This window comes from Sphingobium sp. MP9-4 (assembly GCF_005281675.1).
Lineage (GTDB): Bacteria > Pseudomonadota > Alphaproteobacteria > Sphingomonadales > Sphingomonadaceae > Sphingobium > Sphingobium yanoikuyae.
Genome location: NZ_LUFI01000051.1, coordinates 1 through 24,680, shown reverse-complemented (window position 1 = coordinate 24,680; position 24,680 = coordinate 1). Strand labels below are relative to the sequence as shown.

Annotated in this window: 24 protein-coding genes; 14 read left to right on the top strand and 10 right to left on the bottom strand. The window is 65.2% G+C overall.

The features are described 5' to 3' along the window. Positions 1-101: 101 nt before the first annotated feature. Together A0U87_RS17040 and A0U87_RS26245 are read left to right on the top strand one after the other, a co-directional pair. Positions 102-1,424: a chloride channel protein gene (locus A0U87_RS17040; protein ID WP_010337357.1), complete on the top strand. Its 1,323-nt coding sequence runs from the start codon at positions 102-104 to the stop codon at positions 1,422-1,424. 1 nt (position 1,425) lies between these two features. Continuing rightward, positions 1,426-1,602 (top strand): hypothetical protein, encoded by a 177-nt coding sequence (locus A0U87_RS26245; RefSeq protein WP_164488875.1) that lies wholly within the window; start codon positions 1,426-1,428, stop codon positions 1,600-1,602. Between the two features lies 1 nt (position 1,603). Here A0U87_RS26245 and A0U87_RS17035 read toward each other — a convergent pair whose 3' ends face one another. The 5 genes from A0U87_RS17035 to dnaE form a co-directional block, all read right to left on the bottom strand. Continuing rightward, on the bottom strand, positions 1,604-1,849 hold the full coding sequence (locus A0U87_RS17035; RefSeq protein ID WP_010337356.1) for a hypothetical protein: 246 nt from the start codon (positions 1,847-1,849) through the stop codon (positions 1,604-1,606). A gap of 78 nt (positions 1,850-1,927) precedes the next feature. After that, on the bottom strand, positions 1,928-2,518 hold the full coding sequence (locus A0U87_RS17030; RefSeq protein ID WP_048939175.1) for a GNAT family N-acetyltransferase: 591 nt from the start codon (positions 2,516-2,518) through the stop codon (positions 1,928-1,930). After that, positions 2,515-3,489 carry a carbon-nitrogen hydrolase family protein gene (locus tag A0U87_RS17025; RefSeq protein WP_048939176.1) on the bottom strand — a complete coding sequence of 325 codons (975 nt, stop codon included), beginning with the start codon at positions 3,487-3,489 and terminating at the stop codon, positions 2,515-2,517. The genes A0U87_RS17030 and A0U87_RS17025 overlap by 4 nt, the downstream gene beginning before the upstream one ends. Before the next feature lie 42 nt (positions 3,490-3,531). Next, a complete protein-coding gene (locus A0U87_RS17020) occupies positions 3,532-3,942 on the bottom strand; it encodes a ketosteroid isomerase-related protein (protein WP_048939177.1) in 411 nt (136 codons plus the stop codon). Positions 3,943-3,975: 33 nt separating this feature from the next. After that, entirely contained in the window at positions 3,976-7,518 is a 3,543-nt protein-coding gene (gene dnaE, locus A0U87_RS17015; RefSeq protein ID WP_137405785.1) for a DNA polymerase III subunit alpha, read from the bottom strand. 135 nt (positions 7,519-7,653) lie between these two features. Here dnaE and A0U87_RS17010 point away from each other — a divergent pair, with 135 nt between their 5' ends. Beyond that, positions 7,654-8,826: a Yip1 family protein gene (locus A0U87_RS17010; RefSeq protein ID WP_048939179.1), complete on the top strand. Its 1,173-nt coding sequence runs from the start codon at positions 7,654-7,656 to the stop codon at positions 8,824-8,826. Positions 8,827-8,890: 64 nt separating this feature from the next. Beyond that, entirely contained in the window at positions 8,891-10,696 is a 1,806-nt protein-coding gene (locus A0U87_RS17005; RefSeq protein WP_048939180.1) for a diguanylate cyclase, read from the top strand. Here A0U87_RS17005 and A0U87_RS17000 read toward each other — a convergent pair. Both A0U87_RS17000 and A0U87_RS16995 read right to left on the bottom strand, forming a co-directional pair. Next, positions 10,685-11,371, bottom strand: coding sequence for an ABC transporter ATP-binding protein (locus A0U87_RS17000; protein WP_004211993.1), 687 nt, complete (start codon positions 11,369-11,371; stop codon positions 10,685-10,687). The genes A0U87_RS17005 and A0U87_RS17000 overlap by 12 nt on opposite strands. Continuing rightward, positions 11,364-12,614 (bottom strand): lipoprotein-releasing ABC transporter permease subunit, encoded by a 1,251-nt coding sequence (locus A0U87_RS16995; RefSeq protein ID WP_048939181.1) that lies wholly within the window; start codon positions 12,612-12,614, stop codon positions 11,364-11,366. Before A0U87_RS16995 ends, A0U87_RS17000 begins: the two co-directional genes overlap by 8 nt. Before the next feature lie 618 nt (positions 12,615-13,232). Between A0U87_RS16995 and A0U87_RS16990 the strand changes: the two genes are divergently transcribed. Further along, entirely contained in the window at positions 13,233-13,700 is a 468-nt protein-coding gene (locus tag A0U87_RS16990; RefSeq protein ID WP_010337347.1) for an Hsp20 family protein, read from the top strand. A 64-nt stretch (positions 13,701-13,764) separates the two neighbouring features. Here the strand turns inward: A0U87_RS16990 and A0U87_RS16985 are convergent, their stop codons facing one another. Further along, complete coding sequence (locus tag A0U87_RS16985; RefSeq protein WP_026109318.1) at positions 13,765-13,950, bottom strand: hypothetical protein; 186 nt, start codon at positions 13,948-13,950, stop codon at positions 13,765-13,767. 102 nt (positions 13,951-14,052) lie between these two features. Here A0U87_RS16985 and rpiB point away from each other — a divergent pair, with 102 nt between their 5' ends. The 4 genes from rpiB to A0U87_RS16965 all read left to right on the top strand — a co-directional run bounded on the left by rpiB (position 14,053) and on the right by A0U87_RS16965 (position 17,441). Beyond that, the gene (gene rpiB / locus A0U87_RS16980) at positions 14,053-14,490 is read left to right on the top strand and encodes a ribose 5-phosphate isomerase B (RefSeq protein WP_048939182.1); all 438 of its coding nucleotides are present in this window, start codon (positions 14,053-14,055) and stop codon (positions 14,488-14,490) included. 11 nt (positions 14,491-14,501) lie between these two features. Further along, positions 14,502-15,821: a serine hydroxymethyltransferase gene (gene glyA, locus A0U87_RS16975; protein ID WP_048939183.1), complete on the top strand. Its 1,320-nt coding sequence runs from the start codon at positions 14,502-14,504 to the stop codon at positions 15,819-15,821. A 6-nt stretch (positions 15,822-15,827) separates the two neighbouring features. After that, positions 15,828-16,289: a transcriptional regulator NrdR gene (gene nrdR / locus A0U87_RS16970; protein ID WP_010337343.1), complete on the top strand. Its 462-nt coding sequence runs from the start codon at positions 15,828-15,830 to the stop codon at positions 16,287-16,289. 63 nt (positions 16,290-16,352) lie between these two features. Next, complete coding sequence (locus A0U87_RS16965) at positions 16,353-17,441, top strand: TrmJ/YjtD family RNA methyltransferase (RefSeq protein WP_122928144.1); 1,089 nt, start codon at positions 16,353-16,355, stop codon at positions 17,439-17,441. On the opposite strand, the gene A0U87_RS16960 is transcribed toward A0U87_RS16965, so the two are convergent. After that, positions 17,438-17,734, bottom strand: a complete 297-nt coding sequence (locus A0U87_RS16960) for a chorismate mutase (protein WP_017501829.1) — start codon at positions 17,732-17,734, stop codon at positions 17,438-17,440. The genes A0U87_RS16965 and A0U87_RS16960 overlap by 4 nt on opposite strands. Positions 17,735-17,978: 244 nt before the next feature. Between A0U87_RS16960 and rpsD the strand changes: the two genes are divergently transcribed. Beyond that, positions 17,979-18,593, top strand: a complete 615-nt coding sequence (gene rpsD, locus A0U87_RS16955) for a 30S ribosomal protein S4 (protein ID WP_004211980.1) — start codon at positions 17,979-17,981, stop codon at positions 18,591-18,593. A gap of 150 nt (positions 18,594-18,743) precedes the next feature. On the opposite strand, the gene A0U87_RS16950 is transcribed toward rpsD, so the two are convergent. Next, positions 18,744-20,723, bottom strand: coding sequence for a prolyl oligopeptidase family serine peptidase (locus A0U87_RS16950; protein ID WP_170978416.1), 1,980 nt, complete (start codon positions 20,721-20,723; stop codon positions 18,744-18,746). Between the two features lie 134 nt (positions 20,724-20,857). Here A0U87_RS16950 and A0U87_RS16945 point away from each other — a divergent pair, with 134 nt between their 5' ends. The 4 genes from A0U87_RS16945 to A0U87_RS16930 all read left to right on the top strand — a co-directional run bounded on the left by A0U87_RS16945 (position 20,858) and on the right by A0U87_RS16930 (position 24,525). Further along, on the top strand, positions 20,858-22,531 hold the full coding sequence (locus tag A0U87_RS16945; protein WP_048939184.1) for a M28 family metallopeptidase: 1,674 nt from the start codon (positions 20,858-20,860) through the stop codon (positions 22,529-22,531). Between the two features lie 72 nt (positions 22,532-22,603). Next, a complete protein-coding gene (locus tag A0U87_RS16940) occupies positions 22,604-22,948 on the top strand; it encodes a hypothetical protein (RefSeq protein WP_048939185.1) in 345 nt (114 codons plus the stop codon). Next, positions 22,948-24,084 carry a glutathionylspermidine synthase family protein gene (locus tag A0U87_RS16935; RefSeq protein WP_137405784.1) on the top strand — a complete coding sequence of 379 codons (1,137 nt, stop codon included), beginning with the start codon at positions 22,948-22,950 and terminating at the stop codon, positions 24,082-24,084. Before A0U87_RS16940 ends, A0U87_RS16935 begins: the two co-directional genes overlap by 1 nt. Positions 24,085-24,144: 60 nt before the next feature. Next, positions 24,145-24,525, top strand: a complete 381-nt coding sequence (locus A0U87_RS16930; protein WP_048939187.1) for a hypothetical protein — start codon at positions 24,145-24,147, stop codon at positions 24,523-24,525. The last annotated feature ends 155 nt before the right edge of the window (positions 24,526-24,680 follow it).

Here is a 24,680-nt window from a genome sequence, read left to right as displayed (position 1 = left end):
GGGCGCGTCCAGCCCACCGGGATCGATTTTTGCGCCATGGCATCCGTGCCGCCCCCTTTCCGCGTCCTGCGTCAATCGCGCCCCGGCGCGCAACGTCCGTCATGAGCCGCCCCGGCCAGCGCTGGAGCCGCCGCCGCGCCCGCGCGCTGCTGCGCCATAGCGGGCCGACATCCCTGCTGTTTCGCCGTCGCCTCGCCCTGATCGGCGGCGCCGTGCTGGTCGGCCTCGCCGCGCTCGCCTTCGCCTGGGCCGCGGACGAAGCGACCGAGGCTTTCCATCGCCTGGCCACCGCCAATCGCTGGCTACCGCTGCTGCTGACCCCGCTCGGCTTTGCCGCCCTCGCCTGGATCACCCGCAGCGTCGCGCCCTTTGCCGGCGGATCGGGCATCCCGCAGGTGATCGCCGCCACCCAATTGCCGGAAAAGGTCGGCCGCTGCCTGGTTGACCTGCGCATGGCCCTGCTGAAGGTCGTGCTGACCATCGCCGGCCTGCTGGTCGGCGCTTCGGTCGGCAGAGAAGGCCCCACCGTCCAGATTTCCGCTGCCATCCTTGCCCGCGTCCACGCTTTGCTGAACGTGCCGCTGCGCGCGTCCGTCATGGTCGCTGGCGGCGCGGCCGGCGTCGCCGCCGCCTTCAACACGCCGCTTGCCGGCATTGCCTTCGCGATCGAGGAACTGGCCTCCGCCTATGAGCAGCGCATGACCCTGCTGGTCATCACCGCAGTCATCATCTCGGGCATGGTCAGCCTCGGCGTCGCTGGCGACTATGTCTATTTCGGCGCGGTCGCGGCCCATCTGCCGCTGCAATCGGCGGTGCCGGTCGCGCTGCTGGCCGGGCTGCTGGGCGGCATGTCCGGCGGCCTGTTCGCGCGGCTGGCGCTCGATGCCGCCACTGCGCGCAATCGCATGACCGACTGGATGCGCGCCCATCCGGTGCTGTTCGCCGGCGGCTGTGGCCTGCTGGTGGCGGCGATCGGCGTGGCCACCGGCCTCACCTGGGGCACCAGCTATGCCCCGGCCCGTACCATGATCGCGGGCGGCGACCAGCCGCTCTGGTTCGCCCCCGCCAAATTCCTCAGCACCCTCGCCACCAGCGTCTCGGGCATTCCCGGCGGCATCTTCGCCCCCTCGCTCGCCACCGGCGCCGGCTTCGGCAATCTGCTGCGCTGGATCTTCCCCGGCGAACCGGCGAGCGCCGTCGTGCTGCTGGGCATGGTCGCCTATTTCACCGGCGTGGTGCGCGCGCCATTGACCGCCGTCATCATCATTTCGGAAACCACCGGCAGCCGCGGCTTCATGCTGCCGCTGCTGGGCGCCGCGCTGGTCGCCGACGCATCGGCGCAGATATTCTGTCGCGAGCGCCTCTATCATGGCCTGTCCCGCAACTTCCTGGAGCGGGCCAAGGCCGCCGAAGCAAGCCGCTGACATGGCGGCGCTCGGCTGCCTGTTGCTGATGATATTGCCGATTATCGGCTTTCTCGCCGGCCAGTTGCTGGCCGGCATGGACGGCGCCTGGATCGGCGCCGCCATCGGCCTCACCGGCGCGATCGGCTTTTCGGCGGTGACCTTCTACGCCCTGATCCAGGCCGGCCGCCGCCGCTAGCTCAGCCCTCGGCGCGCAGCTTGTCCGCCAGTTGCTGGATTTCATCGGGATTGAGCAGCCAGGTCCGGGTCTTCTGCCCCTCGCGATGCACCGGCTGGGTCAACAGCACCCGCGCCTGTTCCTTGGCGAAGGGCTTGAACAGGCCATAATGAATAACGCAATCGCGCACCGTCGCGATCAGCGGCGCCTTGCCATCCAGGTCGATCATGGTGGCAGGCTGGTCCCAGGGGATGGTCGAGATAATCATGGATATCCCATCACCACCCACCGCGCGCGAAATCAAGGGAAAGCTTTCGCCGCCATCCGCGCGGAACCGCCCCGCCCCTTACAGCGCCCGCATCCAGAATTGCATCGGGTGGCTGACCTTTTCGCTGCCGCCAATTTCCTTCCAGCTCATGTCGCACAGCGCGCCCTCGATCGGCGCATAGCCGCGCTTGCGCCAGAAGGGGGCCAGGTCGCGGGCGTCGGCCGGGCGGCGCGGATCGTCCTCGCCGCGCACCACGCCGCAGAAGATCGCATAATCGGCGCCGGCCTCCCGCGCCGCCCCCTCGCGCGCGTCGAAGAAGAGATGGCCGATGCCGCGGCCATGATAGGCCGGCAGCAGCACGGACTCGCCGAAATAGAAGCTGCGCGCGACATCGACGCCAGCCGCCGCCAGCGGCGCGACCAGGCTGTCGGGCTGGCCGGCCAGCGGCGAGGCTGTGGCGATCCCGACCGGCTCCTCGCCGATCCGCGCCCGCACCAAAGTCGCATGCTCGCTCGCCAGGAAATCGCGGAGATATTCCTCCTCATGCGCGGCATCGCCCTCATAGAGATAGGGCCACTCACGGAAGATGCGGATGCGCAGCGTCGCCAGCGCCTCAAGTCCCTGCGCATCGCTGGTCACGCGGTCGACGATGATCGACGGCTCGGTCATTCTGCAATCTCCTGATCTTCGATTTGCGGCGCGGCCGGCGCATCGTCGCGCGCGGCATCGCTGGCCATCTGCGCGATCACGTCCGATCCCGCGCCATTCTGGATGATGTGGAAGGGCACATGCTGTTCGGGCCAGTGTCGGAAGGGCAGCACCGTGCCATCCGCACGCAACTGGTCGACCATGGCCAGGTCGATGTCCGCCACGACCCAGGCCGGGCCGTTCGCCTGCCCCAGCGCGATCACGCCATCGTCGGGCATCGCGCCATCGGGCGGACCAAAGGCGCCGGCGGCGCCGAAATTCTCGTCCATGCAGGGCAGCCAGGGGGCCATGCCGACGCTGGGCGACTGGACGACGAAGCATTGATTTTCCATCGCCCGCGCCTGCGCGCCGATCCGCACCCGCCAATAGCCCTGCATCGTGTCGGTGGCCGATGGCGTCAGGATCAGCTTGGCGCCCGCCTCCGCCTGCGCCCGCGCGATCATCGGAAATTCGACATCATAGCAGATGGATATGCCGACCGGCCCGATCGGCGTGTGGATGAGGTTGATGCTGTCGCCGCCGCTGATGCCCCAGCGCTCGCGCTCGAACCGGGTCATCATGATCTTGTCCTGATGGCCGGTGGTGCCGTCGGGGCAGAAGAGCCGGGCGCGATTGACGATCCGGCCGTCGCTTTCCCGTACCGGCCGGCTGCCCGCCAGGATCATGATGTCCAGCCGCGCCGCAAGCTCGGCATGGAGGCGGTCATAGGCCTCGCCAAACTGCATCACCAGATCGAGCGAGGCGGTCAGGTCGGCCGCCCGCTCGGGATCGATCCCGGCCAGTTCCATCGCCGCATATTCGGGAAAGATCGCCAGCGTCGCGCCCAGCGCAGCGGCTTCCTCCACCCAGCGGGTCAGCTTTTCCTGCCAGGCGGCAAAGCTCTGCACCTGCTCGATCGGATATTGGGCGGCGGCAACGCGGATGTGGGTCAAGGATACCTCAGGATGGAACGGCAACGGGACAGGCGGCGGTTTTTAACGCCCTTCGACCTGCGCGATCCAGTCGGCCAGATTATAATGGTTGGAAATCCGCGTTATCTGCCCCTCGACGATGTCGAAGAAGGCGCCAACCCGCAGATGATAGGTCTGGCCAGCGGCTGGCGGTAGCCCTTCGTCCGTCACCAGATAGCGGCCGTCCAGCATGAACTCGGCCGCCGCCCGCGTCCCTTCCGCATTGGCCAGCACGATCGGATCGATCACCGTCTCGGCATAGCAAATGTTCATATGGGCCAGGAAATCGGCAAAGGCCGCCTTGCCGATGCGGGCCGCGCCTTGGCTCGGCTCGTGCCGCACATCGTCGGCCAGCAGCGCCAGCATCCCCTCGGCATCCTGCCGGTTGAAGGCATCATAATAGGCATGGACCAGAGCCAGGGTCGCTTCGGACACAGATTTCTCCTCGGATTGGGAAAATGGGCGGGATCAGCCGACCAGCCGCATGGCCGATCGGCGATGGCGGGTGCGATAGCCGTCCGACTTCGCCTCCATCCGCGCCAGATTATGGACGGTCAGCCCGGCAATGCCACTGATCGCGTCGACCTGATCGGCGCCCAGCGTGAAGTCGTCGCCCAGGAAGACGCGGGCCGCCTTACCATCGCCGATCGGCGCCCGCACGAACACCTCACACCGCCCGCCCCGGCTGCCGGACAGGATCGCGGCCAGCTTGGCCACGGCCTCGACCATCTCGATGTCCAGCACCAGTTCCATGCGCGACACGTTGGCAATCTCGCGGAACGGCTCCATCCGGCGCACGGTGACGCGCGGCGTTTCCTCGCCCGGCAGGCGATCCAGCTCGACATGCAGCAGCGCGCAATCGCCCTCGCGCGCCAGTTCCTCGATCTGCTTGCAGGCATCCTCGTCGAAACAGCTCGCCTGGAACTGACCGCTCTGGTCGGAGAAGGTGGCGTTGGCATAGCGCGCGCCCCGCCGCGTCTCGCGCCAGCGCACATCCTCGACCATCGCCGCCATGATGCCCATCACCCGGCCTTCGGCATTGGGCATGCCCATCGGCTGCGAACAGATTTCGCCATAGCTTTTCGCGCCGCGCGCATCGGCCAGATGACGGAAACGGTCGACCGGATGGGCCGAGAAATAGAAGCCGAACGCCTCCTTTTCCTGCGCCATCCGGTCCGACACGGTCCAGGCCTGATGCGGCGGGATGCGGACGTCGGCATGGGCCGTCTCGACATCGCCGAACAGGCCGCCCTGCCCGCTCTCGCGCGCCTGCGCCGCGCTTGCCGCGACGCTCAACAGGGTTTCGGCCGCCGCATGCACCCCGGCCCGATCGGCATGGATGGTGTCGAACGCACCGGCCGCCGCCAGGCTTTCGAGCTGGCGCCGGTTGAGCAGGCGCGGCTCGATCCGGTCGGCCAGATCGTCCAGATGCTTGAACGGACCATTGGCTTCGCGCTCGGCAACCAGCTGCTCCATCGCCTTCTCGCCCACGCCCTTGAGGCCGCCCAGCGCATAGCGCACGGCAAAGCCCAGGCGCGGGTCATCCCCCTCGAACGGCACCGCCTCGACGGTGAAGTCGGCCTCGCTCTGGTTGAGGTCTGGCGGCAGGCAGGTCATGCCCATGCGCCGCATGTCGTCGACGAAGACGGTCAGCTTTTCGGTCAGATGGATATCGAAGGCCATCGACCCGGCATAGAATTCCGCCGGATAATGGGCCTTCAGCCAGGCGGTCTGATAGGCAAGCAGCGCGTAGGCGGCGGCGTGCGACTTGTTGAAGCCATAGCCGGCGAACTTGTCGATCAAGTCGAACAGCTCGTTCGCCTTGGCCGGCTTGATGTCGCTCTTGGCGCAGCCCTCGACGAAGCGCAGGCGCTGGGCGTCCATTTCCGCCTTGATCTTCTTGCCCATGGCGCGGCGCAGAAGGTCGGCGTCGCCAAGGCTGTAGCCGGCCAGGATCTGCGCGGCCTGCATCACCTGTTCCTGATAGACGAAGATGCCATAGGTTTCCTCGAGGATCGGTTTCAGCAGGATGTGCGGATATTCAATCTCTTCCTGGCCGTTCTTGCGGCGCCCGAACATCGGGATATTGTCCATCGGGCCGGGACGATAGAGCGACACCAGCGCGATGATGTCGCCGAAATTGGTCGGACGCACGGCGGCCAGCGTCTTGCGCATGCCTTCGGATTCCAGCTGGAACACGCCGACCGTGTCGCCGCGCTGGAGCAGTTCATAGACCTTGGCATCGTCCCAGGCGAGCGTGTCGAGATCGACCGTGACACCGCGTCCCTTGAGCAGCTGCACCGCCTTTTGCAGCACCGACAGCGTCTTGAGGCCGAGAAAGTCGAACTTCACCAGCCCCGCGCCCTCGACGAACTTCATGTCGAACTGGGTCACCGGCATGTCGGATCGCGGATCGCGATAGAGCGGCACCAGCTGGCTCAGCGGCCGGTCGCCGATCACCACGCCAGCCGCGTGGGTGGAGCTGTGGCGCGGGAAGCCCTCCAGCTTCATCGCATAGTCGATCAGGCGCTTGACCTGATTGTCATTGTCATATTCCGCCTTGAACTCGGCGACGCCGTTCAGCGATCGCTCCAGCGTCCAGGGATCGGTCGGATGGTTGGGCACCAGCTTGGCAAGGCGGTCGACCTGGCCATAGCTCATCTGCATCACGCGGCCGGTATCCTTCAGCACGGCGCGCGCCTTGAGCTTACCGAAGGTGATGATCTGGGCGACATGATCGCTGCCATATTTCTGCTGCACATAGCGGATCACCTCGCCGCGCCGCGTTTCGCAGAAGTCGATATCGAAGTCGGGCATGGAGACGCGTTCCGGGTTCAGGAAGCGCTCGAACAGCAGGCCCAGTTGCAACGGATCGAGATCGGTGATGGTCAGCGCCCAGGCGACCAGCGATCCGGCACCCGAACCACGGCCCGGCCCCACCGGAATATCATGATCCTTGGCCCATTTGATGAAGTCGGCCACGATCAGGAAGTAGCCGGGGAAGCCCATCTGGATGATGATGTCCATTTCGAACTTCAGCCGCTCGAAATAGGGTTGGCGCGCCTCGTCCGCGATGATCCCGGCCTTTTCCAGCCGGGCCTCCAGCCCCGCGATCGACTGGTCGCGCAGCATGACGCCCTCGCCCTCGATATCACCGGCAAGGCTTGGCAGGATCGGCTTGCGCTTGGGCGCCATCACCGCGCAGCGCTGCGCCACGACCAGCGTGTTGGCCAGCGCCTCGGGCATATCCTCGAACAGCCGCTTCATCTCCGCCGCCGGCTTCATCCAGGCGTCGGGCGAACTGGTGCGGCGATCGGGCGTCTCGACATAGGCGCCGTCGGCAATGCACAGCATCACGTCATGCGCCGCGTGAAATTCCGGCTCGGCGAAGCAGGTCGGGTTGGTCGCGACCAGCGGCAGATTGCGGTCATAGGCCAGGTCGAGCAGCTGCGGCTCCGCCTTGCCCTCGACCGGGTCCAGCCGTCGGCAGATCTCGACATAGAGCCGGTCGGGGAACAGCGCCTGCAACCGGTCGGCGTAAGCGAGCGCGGCGTCGGGCTGATCCTCGGCGAACAGGCGGGCGATCGCCCCTTCCCCGCCGGCGGTCAGCGCGATCACGCCATCGGTCCGCCCCTCCAGCATGTCGAGCGTGACATGCGGCACTTCCTCGACCGGCCGGTCGAGATGCGCCATCGACACCAGCGCGCAGATATTGTCATAGCCGCCCGCATCCTGCGCATAGAGGGCGATCCAGTCATGCACCGCCGGCGCATTGGACGGCCGGCCCGGCCGGGCCACGCCCAGCATGGCACCGACGATCGGCTGCACGCCCTCGCCCTTGCAACCATCGGAAAAGGCCATCGAACCATAAAGGCCGTTGCGGTCGGTGATCGCCGCCGCCGGAAAACCCAGGGCCTTGGCCTGCTTGGCGATCTTCTTGGGGTCGATCGCCCCTTCGAGCATGGTGAAGGACGAAAAGATGCGCAGCGGTACGAAGGCGGAATGAGACATCGCGGCAATCTAACGACGCCCGCGCCCGCGCGCCAGTCCCGCCCGGCGAAAAGCTGTGGACAAGATCACCACTTGTCGCTTGCCAAGGGCTGCGCTTGCTGATCCTATCGCCCCCAAAGAACAGGGAGAACGGTCATGTCGGACAGCAACCCGGTTTCCACCCCGCCCGGCATCGCCGATCGGGCCAAGGCGATCATCCTGCGCCCCAGGGACGAATGGCCGGTGATCGAGGCCGAACCGGCCAGCATCGGCAGCATCTATACCGGCTATGCCATGATCCTGGCGGCAATCCCGCCGCTCGCGACCCTGATCGGCGGACAGGTCTTTGGCCATGGCCTGTTCGGCATCACCTGGCGCCCGCCGCTGATCGGCGCGATCGGCATGGCGATCGCCCATTATGTCCTGTCGCTGATCGGGCTGGCCGTGCTTGCGATCATCATCAACTTCCTCGCCCCCAGTTTCGGCGGCCAGCGCGACAAGCTGAAGGCGTTCAAGATTTCCGCCTATTCGGCGACCGCCGGCTGGCTGGCCGGCATCTTCTCGCTGCTGCCGGGCCTCGGCATGCTCGGCCTGCTCGGACTTTACAGCCTCTACCTCCTCTATCTCGGCCTGCCGCGCCTGATGAAGGTGCCAGAGCAGAAGGCGCTGCCCTACACCATCGTCACCATGGTCGCGGGCGCGCTGCTTTTCATCCTCGCCAGCCTGCTCGCCATGCCGTTCAGCGGCCTGTCCGGCAGCCATGCCGGGCCGGACGAGATCGGCGGTGAGATCACCGTGCCGGGCATCGGCAAGATCGACGTCGACAAGATGGACGCCGCGACAAAGCAGATGGAACAGGCCGCCAAGCGAATGGAGGAAGCGACCAACAATGGCCGCTCCGCCGCGATCGCGCCGGATGTGCTGCAGGCGCTGCTGCCCGAGAAGATCGGCCGCTTCACCCGCACCGAGATGGAAAGCAGCGGCATGTCCGCCGGTGCCCATGCCTCCGCCCGCTACCGGGCCGGCGACGACGAGATCGAGCTGGAGGTGAACGACATCGCGGTGGCCGGCGCCTTTGCCGGGATCGGCGCGGCGCTCAACGTCCAGTCGAACCGCCAGACCGCCAGCGGCTATGAGCGCACCCAGACGATCGACGGCCGCATCGTGACCGAAGAATGGGACAAGGACAGCCGGCACGGCAAATATGCCACCACGCTGGCCGACCGCTTCATGGTCGAGGCGGAGGGCACCGTCGCCGATATCGGGGAGTTGAAGGCCGCGGTGAACGCGCTCGATCTCGACCGACTGAGCGCACTCGCCGCAAAATAGGCAAAGTCATGAAGTCGCCCGCGTAACGAATTGCCAAGCTATCGGGCCTAGGTTAGGCGCCACCATGCGTTTATCCACGATCACCAACTGGGCCTATGGGGCCACCGTCCTGCTCACCTTGGCGTCGGGCACGACGATGCTGTTCGCGTCCGGCGCGGAACAGCGCGAGCGCGCCGCGGTCGCCCAGCGCGCCAGTTTCGACCAGTTGACCTCCACCCTGGAGGAGGATGTCTATCGCCTGACCGAACAGGCGCGCGGCTATGTGATTTCGGGCGATCCCAGCCATCTGGTCGTCTATCGCCGCGAGAAGGAAGCGCTGCGTTCCGTCGAGGATCGGATCCAGCATCTCAAGGATGCCGGCGCCAACGAAAATGAGCTGAACGCGCTGCGCCAGGCGATCCAGTGGGCCGACGCCCTGTCCGACGAGCAGGATGTCGCGATCAAGGCGGCGCAGGCGGGCGACGACAAGACCGCCCGCACCATCCTCTTCGGCGACGAATATGGCCGCGAACTGGACCGGGTGGCGGCGCAGGTCGGCCGCTTCCAATATATGCTGGATCATCGCACCGACACGGCAGTGCAGGGCGCGACCGATAGCGCGCGCCAGTGGCGGACCATGTCGGAAATCATGCTGGGCGTCACCGCCCTGCTGTTCCTGTGCGTCCTCTATTTCGTGCTGAAGCAGCGCATCCTGCATCCGGTCGTGCGGCTGAGCGATGTCGTCACCCGCCTTGCCGCGCAGGATTTTGCCGCGATCCCGCCCGATTTCCCGCAGGTGGACGAGATTGGCGACATGGCGCAGGCGATCCGTATTTTCCGTGAAAATGGGCTGGAGCGGCAGCGGCTGGAGCAGGAGCGCGATGTCGATCGCACCATGCGCGACCTCTTGTCGCGCATGACCCAGCGCCTGCAGGGCTGCGACAGCACCGCCGATCTGGTCGAGGTGGTGCGCCGCTTCACCCCGGAAATCACGCCCGACTTCCCCGGCCGCCTCTATATCCACGACATTCGCCGCAACATGATGCTGCAGGCCTGCGACTGGCTCGATCCCAAACAGTCGCGCAATGATTTCCCGGCCTCGGCCTGCTGGGCACTGCGGCGCGGCCAGGTCCACAAGCCGCGCGGCGGGATGGTCGACATTGCCTGCGAGCATCTGGAAGGCGAAACCGCCGTCCCGACCATCTGCATCCCGCTGGCGGCGCAGGGCGAAAGCATCGGCCTGCTCTATTTCGAACAAACCCGCGAGATGGATGCCGAACATCTCGACCGGGCGGAAAAGTATCTGGAGATGCTGGCGGAGAATATCGGTCTGGCGCTCGCCAATCTGCGCCTGCGCGACGCGCTGCGTGAAATGGCGATGGCCGATGCGCTGACCGGCCTGCCCAACCGCCGCCATTTCGACGCCATGTTCGAAGCGCTGGTGGACGAGGCGGAACGCAACCATGCCCCGCTCGCCTGCCTGATGGTCGACATCGACCATTTCAAGCGGTTCAACGACAGCTATGGCCATGACGCCGGCGACGCGGTGCTGCGCGCGGTCGGCGCGGTGCTGGGCGACTCGCTGCGCGAACAAGGCTTTGCCTTCCGCCTGGGCGGCGAGGAATTTGTCCTCCTGATGCCCGGCTTCACGCTGGAGCAGGCGCTCACCCGGTCCGCCCAGATCCAGCAGCGCATCCGCGACCTGCGGGTCGAGCATCGCGGTCAGGAACTGGGGCCGATCACCGCCTCCTTTGGCCTCGCCGCCTGGCCCGACCATGGCGCCGCCGTCCGACTGGTCACCACCGCCGACGCCGCGCTGCTGCGTGCCAAGGGCGAGGGCCGCGACCAGATCATGGTCGCGACCGCGCGCGAGGGACTGTTACCGGGCTGACGCCTCTTCCAGCCGCCCTTCGTGCAGGCGGACCACCCGGTCCATCTTTTCCGCCAGCCGCTCATTATGGGTGGCGACCAAAGCCGCCGATCCTTCGCCGCGCACCAGGCGCAGGAATTCGGCCAGCACCACGTCGGCGGTGCGCTCGTCCAGATTGCCGGTCGGCTCGTCCGCCAGCACCAGCGCCGGGCGATTGGCCAGCGCGCGGGCGACCGCGACGCGCTGCTGCTCGCCGCCCGACAACTGGCTCGGCCGATGGTCGAGCCGATGGCCCAGCCCCAGCGCCGTCAGCAGCGATTCCGCGCGGGTCCGCGCCGCGTCCATGGTCGCGTCCTTGATCACCTGCGGCAGCACGACATTCTCGGTCGCGTTGAAATCGGGCAACAGGTGGTGGAACTGATAGACGAAGCCCAGCGCATCGCGGCGCAGGCGGGTACGCCCGTCATTGTCCAGCTTCGCCGCTTCCTCGCCGGCGATGCGGATCGACCCGTCGAACCCGCCTTCCAGCAGGCCGACCGCCTGCAACAGCGTCGACTTGCCCGAGCCCGATGGGCCGAGCAGCGCGACGATCTCGCCCGGCCCAACCGTCAGGTCGACGCCGCGCAGCACGTCGATCGTGACGCCGCCCTGGGTGAAGCTGCGGGACAGGCCGCTGACCTTGAGGACATCATTCATAGCGCAGCACCTGGACAGGATCGGTATTGGCAGCCTTGAAGGCCGGATAGAGGGTGGCGAGGAAGCTGAAGACCAGCGCCATCAGACAGATGATCACGATCTCGACCGGATCGGGCTTGGACGGCAATTCGGTCAGGAAGCGGATCGAGGGATCCCACAGATTCTGCCCTGTCACGAACTGGATCACATTTACCACGCTCTGGCGGAAGAAGAGGAAGGTGAAGCCCAAAATCATGCCGGCAACCATGCCCAGCGTGCCGATGGTCACGCCCACCGTCATGAAGATCTTCACCAGCCCGCTCCGGCTCGCCCCCATGGTGCGCAGGATCGCGATATCGCGAGTCTTGGCGCGCACCAGCATGATCAGCGAGGAGAGGATATTGAACACCGCGACCAGCACGATGATCGACAGCACGACGAACATCGCCACCCGCTCGACCGCCAGCGCCTCGAACAGGCTGGCATTCATCTGGCGCCAGTCCTGCACCACGGCGCGGCCCGCGACCTTGGCCGCCAGCGGTTCCAATATCTGGCCAACCTTGTCGGCATTGACCGTCTCGACCTCGATCATGCTGACGACATCGCCCAGCAGCAGCAGCGTCTGCGCATCCTCGATCGGCATGACCACGAAGGCCTTGTCATAATCATAGACGCCGACCTCGAAGATCGCCGCCACCTGATAGGAAATCTGGCGGGGAACGGTGCCGAACGGCGTCGACCGGCCCGCCGGGTTCATGATGCTGATATGGTCGCCGACCTGGATACCCAGATTTTCGGCCAATCGCACGCCGATGCCGACCTTCTCGCTATTGGCGGTCAGCGCATTGAGATCGCCCGCCACGATCTTGCCCTTGAGCGTCGTGTTGCTGCGAATGTCGGGCACGGTCATGCCGCGCACCAGCACGCCTTCCACCCGACCCTGATAGCTGCCGAGCAGGGGCTGTTCGATCAGCGGGGTCGCGCTGGTGACGCCCGGCGTCGCCTTCGCTTCCTTCAGCACATCGCGCCAGTCGGGCAGGCGCCCGCCATAGCCCTGCACCACGGCATGGCCGTTGAGGCCGACGATCTTGTCGAACAGCTCCGCGCGGAACCCGTTCATGACGCTCATGACGATGATGAGCGCGGCGACTCCGAGCATGACCGCGGCCAGGCTGATGCCGGCGACGAGGAAGATGAAGCCTTCCCCCTTGCCCGGCAGCAAATAGCGCTTGGCGATCATGCGTTCGTAGCGGGATAGAATCATGGTGGCGCGAATGGCCCTTCTGGTAGTGACGCGGCCGGTCTAGCAGGCTGAGCCTTAACGGCAAGGATTGCGGAATTGTTGCACGCGGGACACAGGCCGATACAGAAAATCACAAAGCCCGGATTTTGCCCGTGACAGCAGGCTGCGCCAGTCATAGCAAGGCTCCCGAGGCACAGGCAAAAGGCCGTGGTTCAGGGATACTGCTTCCCACTTCAAGCTTAGGGGGCTGAGAAGTCGGTAGAGGCAGGCCAAGGGGGAGACGAGCAATCGTCCATTAAGTGCCCGGATCGCGAAAGCGGTCCGGGCACTTTTTTGTTCGGAGACTCTTGGGCGCCCTTCCCGCTTAACTTCGTACATGTCCCGCACATCTTGGCATTTTCGGATTCAAGACGGAAATTTTGTTACGCTTCCGTCCATTTACCGCGCCCTCTTCTCGCCAGTCTATCGCCTGCGGGCGCTGTAGGACAGGCGGCACGATGCTTCGCCCCTGCCCCCTCTTGAACAACGCAAAGAGCCAACCATATCAATCCCGTCCGGCCGCCACATGGGGCTGGGCACAAGCATAGGCCGGACGCCGAAGACCGGGTCCGGCAGGATCATTTTGCTCTATTGGAGATTATGAGCATGCGTGGTTTCGACCTTACCCCCTATCGCCGCTCGACCGTCGGCTTCGATCGTCTGTTCGACCTGATCGAGAATAATGCCCGTCTGGCGCAGGGCGACAATTACCCGCCCTTCAACATCGAACGCCTGGCCGAGGACCGCTATCGCGTGACCCTGGCCGTCGCCGGCTTCCGTCCCGAGGAAATCGACATCACCGCCCAGCAGAATCTGCTCCAGGTGATCGGCCGCAAGGACGAGACCAACGCCGACCGTTCCAAGTTCCTGCATGTCGGCATCGCCAATCGCAGCTTCGAACGCCGCTTCGAACTGGCCGATTTCGTCCGCGTCGAAAAGGCGGACCTGGCCGACGGCCTGCTGGTGATCGAACTGGTGCGCGAAGTGCCCGAAGCGATGAAGCCCAAGAAGATCGCCGTGAATGGCGGCCATCTGGTCGACATCAACAAGGATCGCGACGCCGCCTGATCCGGCCACTCGAAACAAGCACAGGGCGCGACCGCAAGGTTGCGCCCTTCTTGCTGCCCGCCGTTCAGCGCGCCTGCTGCGGTGGCGGCATCGGTATCGCGCTGATCGCGACATTGCCGAACATCACCAGCCCCGCGACGATCATCAGCACCCCGCGCTTGCGGTCGCCGCGCTTCACGATCGCGTAAATTCCCCCACCGGTCAGCAGGATACCCGCCAGCATCAATATCGAAAGGATCATACCCGCCATGGGCCAGTCCATAGGCGCCTAGCTGGACTGTGGCAATTGGCGGCCCATGCCCCTATGAGGCGCGCAGAAACGAATCACCCCAAGCCGCAGGGGAACGCACCCATGAAAATCGCCATCGCTTCCGATCATGCCGCCGTCGACCTGAAGGCCGAACTTGCGCAATGGTTGCGCGACGAGGGCCATGAGGTCGCCGACCTCGGCCCGGCCACCGCCGACCGCGTCGATTATCCCGATTTTGGTTACAAGCTCGCGACCGCCGTCGCATCGGGCGCAGCGGAACGCGGCATCGCGCTCTGCGGTTCGGGCATCGGCATCTCGATCGCCGTCAATCGCAACCCGGCCTGCCGCTGCGCCCTGGTCGGCGAACCGCTGTCGGCCGCGCTGTCGCGCGAGCATAATGACGCCAATGTCCTGGCCATGGGTGCGCGCCTGACCGGCGTCGACATGGCCAAGGCCTGCGTCACCGCCTTCCTCACCACCGAGTTCGGCGGTGGCCGCCATGCCGGCCGCGTCGAGAAACTGTCCCAGCCCGCGCTCTGAAAGGACTTGAGATGAGCACCGAAACCCTCACCCAGCCCAACCTGTCCGACATTCGTTCGGAAGGCTATTTCACCGCAGGCCTGGCCGCTGCCGATCCGGCCGTGTTCGCCGGCGTCGCCCAGGAACTGAAGCGCGAGCAGACCCAGATCGAGCTGATCGCGTCGGAAAATATCGTGTCGCAGGCCGTGCTCGAAGCGCAGGGCAGCGTCTTCACGAACAAATATGCCGAAGGCTATCCGGGCAAGCGCTATTATCAGGGCTGCGCCCCGTCGGACGTGGTGGAACAGCTCGCCATCGACCGCGCCAAGCAACTGTTCGGCTGCCAGTTCGCCAACGTCCAGCCCCATTCGGGCGCGCAGGCCAATGGCGGCGTGATGCTGGCGCTGGTCAAGCCCGGCGAAACCATCATGGGCCTGTCGCTCGACGCCGGCGGTCACCTGACCCACGGTTCCAAGCCCAGCATGTCGGGCAAGTGGTTCAACGCCGTGCAATATGGCGTGCGCGAAGACACCCATCTGATCGACTATGACGCGGTCGAGGCCCAGGCGATCGAATGCCAGCCCAAGCTGATCATCGCCGGCGGCAGCGCCTATCCGCGCCAGATCGACTTCGCCCGCTTCCGTAGCATCGCGGACAAGGTCGGCGCACTGTTCATGGTCGACATGGCCCACTTCGCCGGTCTGGTCGCCGGTGGCGCCCATCCCTCACCCTTCGGCCATGCCCATGTCGTGACCACCACCACGCACAAGACGCTGCGTGGCCCGCGTGGCGGCATGATCATGACCGACGACGAAGCGATCGCGAAGAAGATCAATTCGGCGATCTTCCCCGGCCTTCAGGGCGGCCCGCTGATGCATGTCATCGCCGCCAAGGCTGTCGCTTTCGGCGAAGCGCTGCAGCCCGAATTCAAGACCTATGCCCAGGCGATCGTCACCAATGCGAAGGCGCTGGCCGGCAAGCTGGAGCAGCGCGGCCTGGCCGTGGTCTCGGGCGGCACCGACACCCACCTCGCCCTGATCGACCTGCGCCCCTATGGCATTTCGGGCAAGGATGCGGACGAGGCGCTGGAGCGCAGCTTCATCACCTGCAACAAGAATGGCGTGCCGGGCGACCCGCTGCCGCCGACCAAGACCAGCGGCATCCGCGTCGGTTCGCCGGCCGGCACCACCCGCGGCTTCGGCGTCGCCGAGTTCGAGGATATCGGTGACATGATCGCCGACGTTCTGGAAGGGCTGCGCGACAATGGCGAACATGGCGATGCCGCCGTCGAAGCCAGCGTCCGCGAGCGTGTCGCCGCGCTCTGCGCCCGCTTCCCCATCTATCAGGGGTAAGCCCGCTTGCGCTGCCCTTTCTGCGCCCATGAGGACAGCCAGGTGAAGGACAGCCGGCCGACGGAGGATGGCAATGCCATTCGCCGTCGCCGGCAGTGCGAAGCCTGCGGCGCGCGCTTCACCACCTTCGAGCGCATCCAGTTGCGCGACATCTGGGTGGTGAAGAGCGAAGGCCGCAAGGAAGCGTTCGAGCGCGACAAGCTGGCCCGCTCCATCGGCATCGCCTGCCGCAAGCGGCCGATCGACCCGAGCCGGATCGAGAAGCTGATTTCGGGCATCCAGCGCCAGCTGGAAACCAGCGGCGAAAGCGAGATCCCGGCGCGATCGATCGGCGAGATGGTGATGGAGGGGCTCAAACGCCTCGACAGCGTCGCCTATATCCGCTTCGCCAGCGTCTACAAGGACTTCACCGACGCCCGCGACTTCGAGGATTTCGCGAGCACGGTGAAGGAGGTCGGGAGTGAGTAAAATCACTCTCGCCCGCAGGACCAAGGTCCGTTCGGTTCGAGCTTGTCGAGAACCGCGCGCGCAATGAGTTTCTGGGTCTATATCCTGCGCTGCTCCGACGGGAGCTATTATACCGGTCACACCGATGACCTGGAGCGCCGGATAGCCCAGCATCAAAGCGGCGCCATTGCCGGCTACACGCACGACCGACGTCCGGTCGAATTGGTTTTCAGCGAGACATTTCCTGATCGGATTGACGCCCTGGAGCGCGAACATCAGATCAAGGACTGGTCCCGCAAGAAAAAGGAAGCCCTGATAAGGGGAGATTGGAAAGCGGTCTCGGATGCTGCGCGTTCTCGACCACGGGTCTCGGCTTCGCTCGACCCTGGCTCGAACCGAACGGAAGCGGAGGCGGCTCAGCCCCTACTCAGGACGAACGGAAATATGACTGACACCTCCCCCCTCCCCCCTGTCATCGTCCTGGTTCGCCCGCAACTGGGCGAGAATATTGGCAAGACGGCGCGCGCGATGCTGAATTTCGGGCTGACCGAGATGCGGCTTGTTTCCCCGCGCGACGGCTGGCCCAATCCCGATGCCGGTCCGGCGGCCGCTGGCGCGGACTTCATCCTGGACAAGGCGCAGGTCTATGAGACGCTGGCCGATGCGGTCGCCGACTGCGCCCATGTCTATGCCACCACCGTGCGCAAGCGCGGCGTCACCAAGCCGGTGGTCACGCCGGAGGAGGCCGCGCAGGAAATCCATGCCGCACAGGGCCGCTGCGCCTATGTGTTCGGGCCGGAACGGTCAGGGCTGGAGACGGAAGATGTGGCGCTTGCCCGCAAGATCCTGACCGTGCCGATCAATCCGGAATTCGGCTCGCTGAACCTCGCCCAGGCGGTGATCCTGTGCGCCTATGAATGGTCCAAGCAGGCCAATCTGGCCCAGCCGACCGTGACCGAGCTGGGCGAGCCCGCACCGCAGGAGGAACTGGAAGGCATGATCCTGCAGCTCAACACGCTGCTGGAGAAGGTCGGCTATTTCTTCCCGCCCGACCGCGCGCCCGCAACCAAGCTGACGCTGCGCAACCTGCTGACCAAGCCGGGCTGGAACCATCTGGAGGTGCGCACGCTCCGCGGCGTGCTGTCGCACCTCAACCGACCGCGCGAGCGTTAACCCCGCGTGCGGTCATACTCGGCCATTTCATAGGCGATCGAGGCTTCGACCAGCTGCTCCCACAGCTCCGCGATGACGTCGCCGGGCGCACCCAGCCGCTCGGCCTCCGCGCGGGCATTGTCGATCACCTGGCGCTTGCGCGCCTCGTCCCGCACGGCGCCGCGATCCGGCTTGATCCGGGCGGCGGCGCGCATATGGGCGAAACGCTGGTCAAGCAGGGCGACGAGCTGGCGGTCGAGGGCGTCGACACCGGCGCGCACCTCGGTCATGCTGGTATAGTCTTCGGGCTTCATGGCCGCCGGATTAGGCCGCGCTCCGCCGGCTGTCGAGGCCAGACTCTGCGCTTGACATAATATCCGACCTTCTCCATAGGCGCGCCTTCGCGATTGGCCCCGCATCCCGGTGAAGCGGCGGCCCTGTCCCTGAAATATGGAAACAGGCGATGACCGGGAAGCCTTCGTCCTCCGCAATGCGCGGACCTCGGTTCATCGGATCCGGAGGGCGGATAACGTAGTATGCAGTTGTAAGGAATTAGGTATGTCGAAGCGCTCTAGCGCCAAGTACAAGCTCGACCGTCGCATGGGCGAGAACATCTGGGGTCGCCCGAAGAGCCCGGTCAACAAGCGCGAATACGGCCCCGGTCAGCACGGCCAGCGCCGCAAGGGCAAGATGTCGGACTACGGCATCCAGCTGCGCGCCAAGCAGAAGCTGAAGGGCTATTACGGCGACATCACCGAAAAGCAGTTCAAGAAGAACTATTTCGAAGCCAGCCGCATGAAGGGCGACACCGGCCAGAACCTGATCGGTCTGCTGGAGCGCCGCCTGGACGCCGTCGTGTACCGCGCCAAGTTCGCGCCGACCATCTTCTCGGCCCGCCAGATCGTTTCGCACGGCCACATCTATGTGAACGGCGTGAAGTGCAACATCGCCTCGCGTCTGGTGAAGCCGGGCGACGAAATCACTCTGGGCAAAAAGGCGCAGGAAATGGCGCTGGTTCTCGAAGCGCAGAGCCTGCCCGAGCGTGACATCCCCGACTATGTCGCCCCCGACGGCGCCACCAAGGTCACCTATGTCCGCGTTCCGACGCTGGACGAAGTGCCCTACCCGGTGAAGATGGAACCGAATCTGGTCGTCGAATTCTATTCGCGCTAATCGGTCCTTCCGGACAGAAATTGGAGAAGGGCGGCCCCGCAAGGGACCGCCCTTTTCTTTTGGCCTTTTTCCTTGGCCATTTTCCTGCCCCTCGCCTCGCATGGCCACAGGCCAAAAAAAGGGAGGCTCGAAGCCTCCCTTTTCCTCTACCTATTTCCCCGCCTGCAACAGGAAATCTGCACTCTGCTGAAGCATGTCGGCCCGCGCATCGCTGTCGTTCAGCCCGTGGGTCAGGCCGTCATAGACGACCAGCCGGCTGCGCTTGCCCGCACCTTCCAGCTTGGACTGCATCGCACGCGCCTGGCTGATGTCGACATTGCCATCGTCGGTCCCATGGAACATCAATACCGGCGCACGGAATTCAGCGGCATGGTTGATCGGCGATGCGTCCGCTGCATCGCTGCCGGTGCCCATGCGCTGCTGCTGCAACAGATAATCGGCGTTATATTGCGACCGGCGGATACGATCGGCAAAGCCGGTCACCGGCGCGATCGCTACCACCGCCTTGAACAATTGGGGATCGATCGCCTGCGCCTGCAGCGCCGCATAGCCAACATAGGACCAGCCCGCGATGGTCAGCTTCACGGGATCGGCGATCCCCTCCGCCACCAGCCAACGCCCAGCATCGACGATATCGCCGATCGCCGTCCGCCAGGACCGATAGCCATTTTGCATAAGCCATTGCTCGCCGAAACCGGCCGACCCGCGAAACTGCGGCTGGATCACGGCAAAGCCACGCGCGGCATAATATTGCGAGAGCCAGTCGAAGCCCCATTCATCACGCGATTCCGGCCCGCCATGCGGCATCACGATCGCCGGCAGCCCTTTCGCGCTATCCTTGCCCGGCGGCAGGGTCAGATAGGCGGGGATGACCGTGCCGTCCGACGCCTTGTAGGAAATCGACTTCATCTGAGCCAAGGTCTGCCCTGCCAGTTCCGGGCGATCGGGCATCACCGGCGACAATTTCTTGGCGGTGCGATCGAACAGATAATATTGGCCCGGATCAGTATCGCTGCCGGCCCAGACCAGAACGCGCTGCCGATCCTGGCTCATGTCGCCAATATAGACCGCCTTGCCGCCCAGCGCCTTGCCGAGCGACGCCACCAGAGCCTTCACCTGCTCGTCGAAATAGACGACCTCGCCATGATCCTCACTGAACCCCGCCCCAACCACGTGGCGATCGCGGCCGACCTGCACCAGACTGGTAACATCGACGTTCGGATGGGCATATACGACCTTTTTCTCGAGGCCTGGGTTGAGCGCGATACTGACGAGCGCCTGCCGACCATCAACCTGCTCCAGGCCATAGGCAATATCCTTGTCCGCATCGACGGCGAAGGGGACAAAACCGGTGCGATCGCGCATGTCATAAACACTCAGGCTACTCCAATCATTCTTGCCCTTGGAACGATAGAGATAACGGAATGTGCCCTTGGCATAACCCGACCCCTTATTCTCCTGGAGGCCAATGACCCGAACGGCGCCACGACCGTCCGATATATAATCAAAGGCCAACGGCTGAGGCTGTTCGATGCGCTTGGTTCCACCGGTGCGGGTATCGACACGATCGACGCCAAGCCCCTGCAGCTTCTGATCAATCAGGCTGCCAACCTTTGCTTCGGGGACATAGGATCGGGTCATCAGCACCGATCCTTCCTCACCCGCCGTCAGGTCGATGATCTCGCCGCCGCGCAGGTCGAAATCTAAGGCATTTTCACCATGCCGCTTGCTGAGCGGGCGAACATTGCCGCCGGCTGCATCGACCGCGAAGATGCTGCTGAAGCCATAGACATCGTCGCCGACTCGGCTTTCTCCGCCGATGGTGCAGGCCAGCCGATCGTTCGAAGCCCAGTTGCAACGATACAGATATTCCGGCTTCCCGCTCGCGCCGGCGACCACCTTGGGTTCCGCACCTTCCTGCGCATTGAGCACATAGGTGCGGGTCGTTCGCCCTGCGCCAGCCGTGACCAGCGCAATCTTCTGCCCGTCCGGCGACAGGCTGGCCGAAATCACAGTTTCGCGCGCGCCAAAGGCCTTGGCCAGCGCATCCGGCTCGGCATGGGCGATGGCCGACAGCGAACAGAAACCCATCAGCGCGCCCAGGCGCACCGTGCTTGCAACATAATTCATTCTGGAAAAACGCTCCCCCAAAATTCCCCGGCCCGATTGCTAACCAAGTGCGACAAATGTGACAATCGGCATTTCTTGCCCTCGGCCCATCGCAGTGGCATCAGGCGCATTCCATAAAGACAAGGGTTCCTTCCATGCGCAGCTCCGTCGCGGCGATCGCCGCCGTTCTCGCCCTTTCCGCTCCCGCCCTGACGCCCGCCGTCGCGCTGGCCGCCCCGGCCGCCAAGAGCGACGCCGCCCCCTCGATCGACATGATGAAGCGGCTGGTGAAGGAGCTTTCGTCCGACGCTTACGAGGGCCGCGCGCCCGGCACCGTGGGCGAGGAGAAGACGCTGGCGCTGCTGACCGCCGAGTTCGAGAAGCTGGGCCTCAAGCCCGGTAACAAGGGCAGCTGGTTCCAGGACGTGCCGCTGGTCGAGATCACCGCCAAGAACGTCTCCGCCTTGAGCTTCACCGGTGGCAAGGCCCCGATCACCGCCGCCTATGGTCCCGAGATGGTGATCGGCACCTATCGCACCACCCAGCCCCGGATCGAGGTAAAGGACAGCCCGGTCGTGTTCGTGGGCTATGGCATCAACGCCCCGGAAAAGGGGTGGAACGACTATGCCGGCCTGGACGTGAAGGGCAAGACGGTGCTGATCCTGGTCAATGACCCGGATTATCAGACGCCGGGCCTGACCGGTCCGTTCAATGGCCGCGCCATGACCTATTATGGCCGCTGGACCTATAAGTTCGAGGAAGCCGCGCGCCAGGGCGCCGCCGCCGCGATCATCATCCACGACACCGAACCGGCCGCCTATGGCTGGAACGTCGTCCAGTCGAGCTGGACCGGGTCACAGCATGTCGCCGACAATCCGGGCGGCAATGCCGACCAGTCGGCCGCGATCGGCTGGATCCAGAAGGACAAGGCCGCCGCCCTGTTCGCCGACGCCGGCCTCAACCTCGATCAGCAGATGGCCGCCGCCAAGCAGAAGGGCTTCAAGGCCGTGCCGCTGGGCGCGATCAAGGCCAATGTCTCGTTCGACAATGACCTGCGCAAGCATGCGTCGAAGAATGTCGTCGCCCTGCTGCCGGGCAAGACCAGGCCCGACGAATATGTGCTTTACAGCGCCCATTGGGATCATCTGGGCCATTGCCAGGCCGCGCCCGACGGCGACGATATCTGCAACGGCGCGGTCGACAATGCCACTGGCACCGCCGCGCTGGTCGCGCTGGCCCAGGCCAATGTGAAGGCCGGCCCGTCCGACCGCAGCCAGGTGTTCCTGGCCGTCACCGGTGAGGAATCGGGCCTGCTGGGTTCGGCCTATTATGGCGACAACCCGGTCTTCCCGTTCAGCAAGACCGTCGGCGGCGTCAACATGGATGCCTTGAGCGTCGCGGGCCTCGCCAAGAATGTCGTCGTCATCGGCAAGGGCAAGTCGCAGCTCGACGCCTATCTCGACCGCGCGCTGGGTGCGCAGGGCCGCGTCGCGACGCTCGAACCGACCCCGGAAAAGGGCTATTATTACCGTTCCGACCATTTCAGCTTCGCCAAGCATGGCCTGCCGATGCTCTATTTCGAGGGCGGCGAGGATCTGGTGAAGGGCGGCACCGCCGCCGGCATGGCCGCAGCCGAGGATTATACCGAGCACCGTTATCACGGCCCCAAGGACGAATATGATCCCAACTGGGACTGGACCGGCGTCGCCGCCGACCTGAAGCTCTATTATGATGTCGGCCGCGCGCTCGCCAACACCACCGACTGGCCCAACTGGGTCGATGGCGACGAATTCCGCGCCATCCGCGACAAGGACCGCGCGGGCAAATAAGCATCGTCAAGGCCGGCGACAGCATGGGGACGCTGTCGCCGGCCTTTCATCTTCGGGGCTATAAGGGGGATCATGACCCAGAAATTCGACCGGCGCATGTTGCCGATCACATCGGCCATGGCGGCGGCCCTGCTCGCCACCGGCTGCTCGCGCAGCCCCGACACGGCCGACCGCGACGTGCGTGTGTGCCGCGACGCGCAGGAGCGCCGGGTCGAGGACCGCAATTGCAGCTGGGGCGGCAGCGGTGGCGGTCATGGCTGGTATTATCTGGGCCGGGGCAGCGCAGTCGCGCGCGTGGGCGAACGGGTGAGCGGCGGATCGATCGCGCCTTCCTATGGCCATAGCTACAGCCCGGCATCCTCGGCCAATGTGACGCGCGGCGGCCTTGGCCTGTCGGGGCGCAGCGGCCACAGCTGATGGAACGGATCGCCTGCACGCCGCGCCCGCACTGGCAGGCCCGCGTCGAGCATCTGGGCCTGGTCTGGCATGGCGCCGATGCCCAGCCCTATTGGGATGAAAGCGCCTGCTATCGCTTCAGCCCGGACGAGATCGCGGAGATCGAGCAGGCGACCGCCGAACTCTATCGCCTGTTCCTCGCCGCCGGCCAGCATGTGCTGGATCAGGATCTGCTCGGCAGCTTCGGCATTCCCGATTTCTGTCATCAGGCGATCCGCGAGGCGTGGGACGGCGAGCCGGCCGCGCTCAACTATGGCCGCTTTGACCTCGGCTATGACGGCAGCGGTCCGCCCAAATTGTTCGAGTTTAACTGCGACACGCCGACCAGCCTACTGGAAGCATCGGTGATCCAGTGGGACTGGAAGGAGGCCGTCTTTCCCGCCGCCGACCAGTTTAACAGCCTGCACGAGCGGCTGGTCGACCGCTGGCGCGCCATCGCCCCGCCGCGTGGCACGTCGATGCTGCACCTCACCTATGTCGACGGCAATATGGGCGAGGATGCCGTGACCGTCGCCTATATGGCCGACACGGCGCGCGAAGCGGGCATCGACACCCAGTTGATCCAGACCCCGCAACTGGGATGGGACCATCAGCGCCGCCGCTTCGTCGATCTCGACAATCGGCCGATCGACGCCCTGTTCCACCTCTATCCCTGGGAATGGATCGTCCACGAACCCTTTGGCCGGGAAGTGGTGGAAAGCCTGTCCTCCACCCTGTGGATCGAGCCGATCTGGAAGATGATCTGGAGCAACAAGGCGATCCTGCCGATCCTGTGGGATCTGTTCCCCGGCCACCCCAATTTGCTGGAGGCCAGCCGCGTCGCCATGACGGGCGACCATGTGGTGAAACCGCTGCTGTCGCGCGAGGGCGCCAATATCCGCCTCGTCCAAGATGGCGAAACGGTCGCCCAGAGCGGCGGCGACTATGGCGAGGAAGGCTTCATCTACCAGCGGCTCGATACCCTGCCCGGCGCGGGCGACCGGCGGCCGGTGCTGGGCAGTTGGGTGGTGGATGGCGACCCGGCCGGCATGGGCATTCGCGAGGATGGGCCGATCACCGGCAATGCCGCGCGCTTCGTGCCGCACATCATCGGCTGAAGGTTCAGCGCGGGTTCAGCGCCGGGAACCGACCGTGCCCCGTCCTGTAGGAGCAACGCCATGCGCATCCCCCTTGCCCTGCCCAGCCTGTTTCTGACCGCCCTCGCCCTGCCCGCCGCGCTGCCCGCGCAAATCGCGCCCAAGACAGAGCCGACCGCACCGCCCGGCCCGGTCAATGTCCGGGTCGAGCCTCGCCCCTCGGGCGACTATGAACTGGATCGCGCGCGTCAGGACATACGCGACGGACGCAAGAGCGGCACGCTCAGCAAGAAACAGGCCCGCGCGCTCCGCCGCGAGGCCGACCGCGCCGACGCCCAGGCCGATCGCAGCGCCCGCGATGGCCTCAGCTATTCCGAACAGCGCCAAATCGACATGCAAGGCCGCGCTCTCCAGAGCCTGACCGAAGCCCAGCGCAGCCAGCCGGGCGGAAAACGGCCTTAGAGGATTTTGATGTATGGGTTGGCGACGGCTTGAAGTAGTTAGGCCGTAAACTCATAAAAGCCTTGAGGATTGGCGATTGACGTGATTCAGAGGCCTCGAGAGTTGGAGGGCTTGATGGCACGGCGGCGGTACGAACTGACAGATCGGGAATGGGC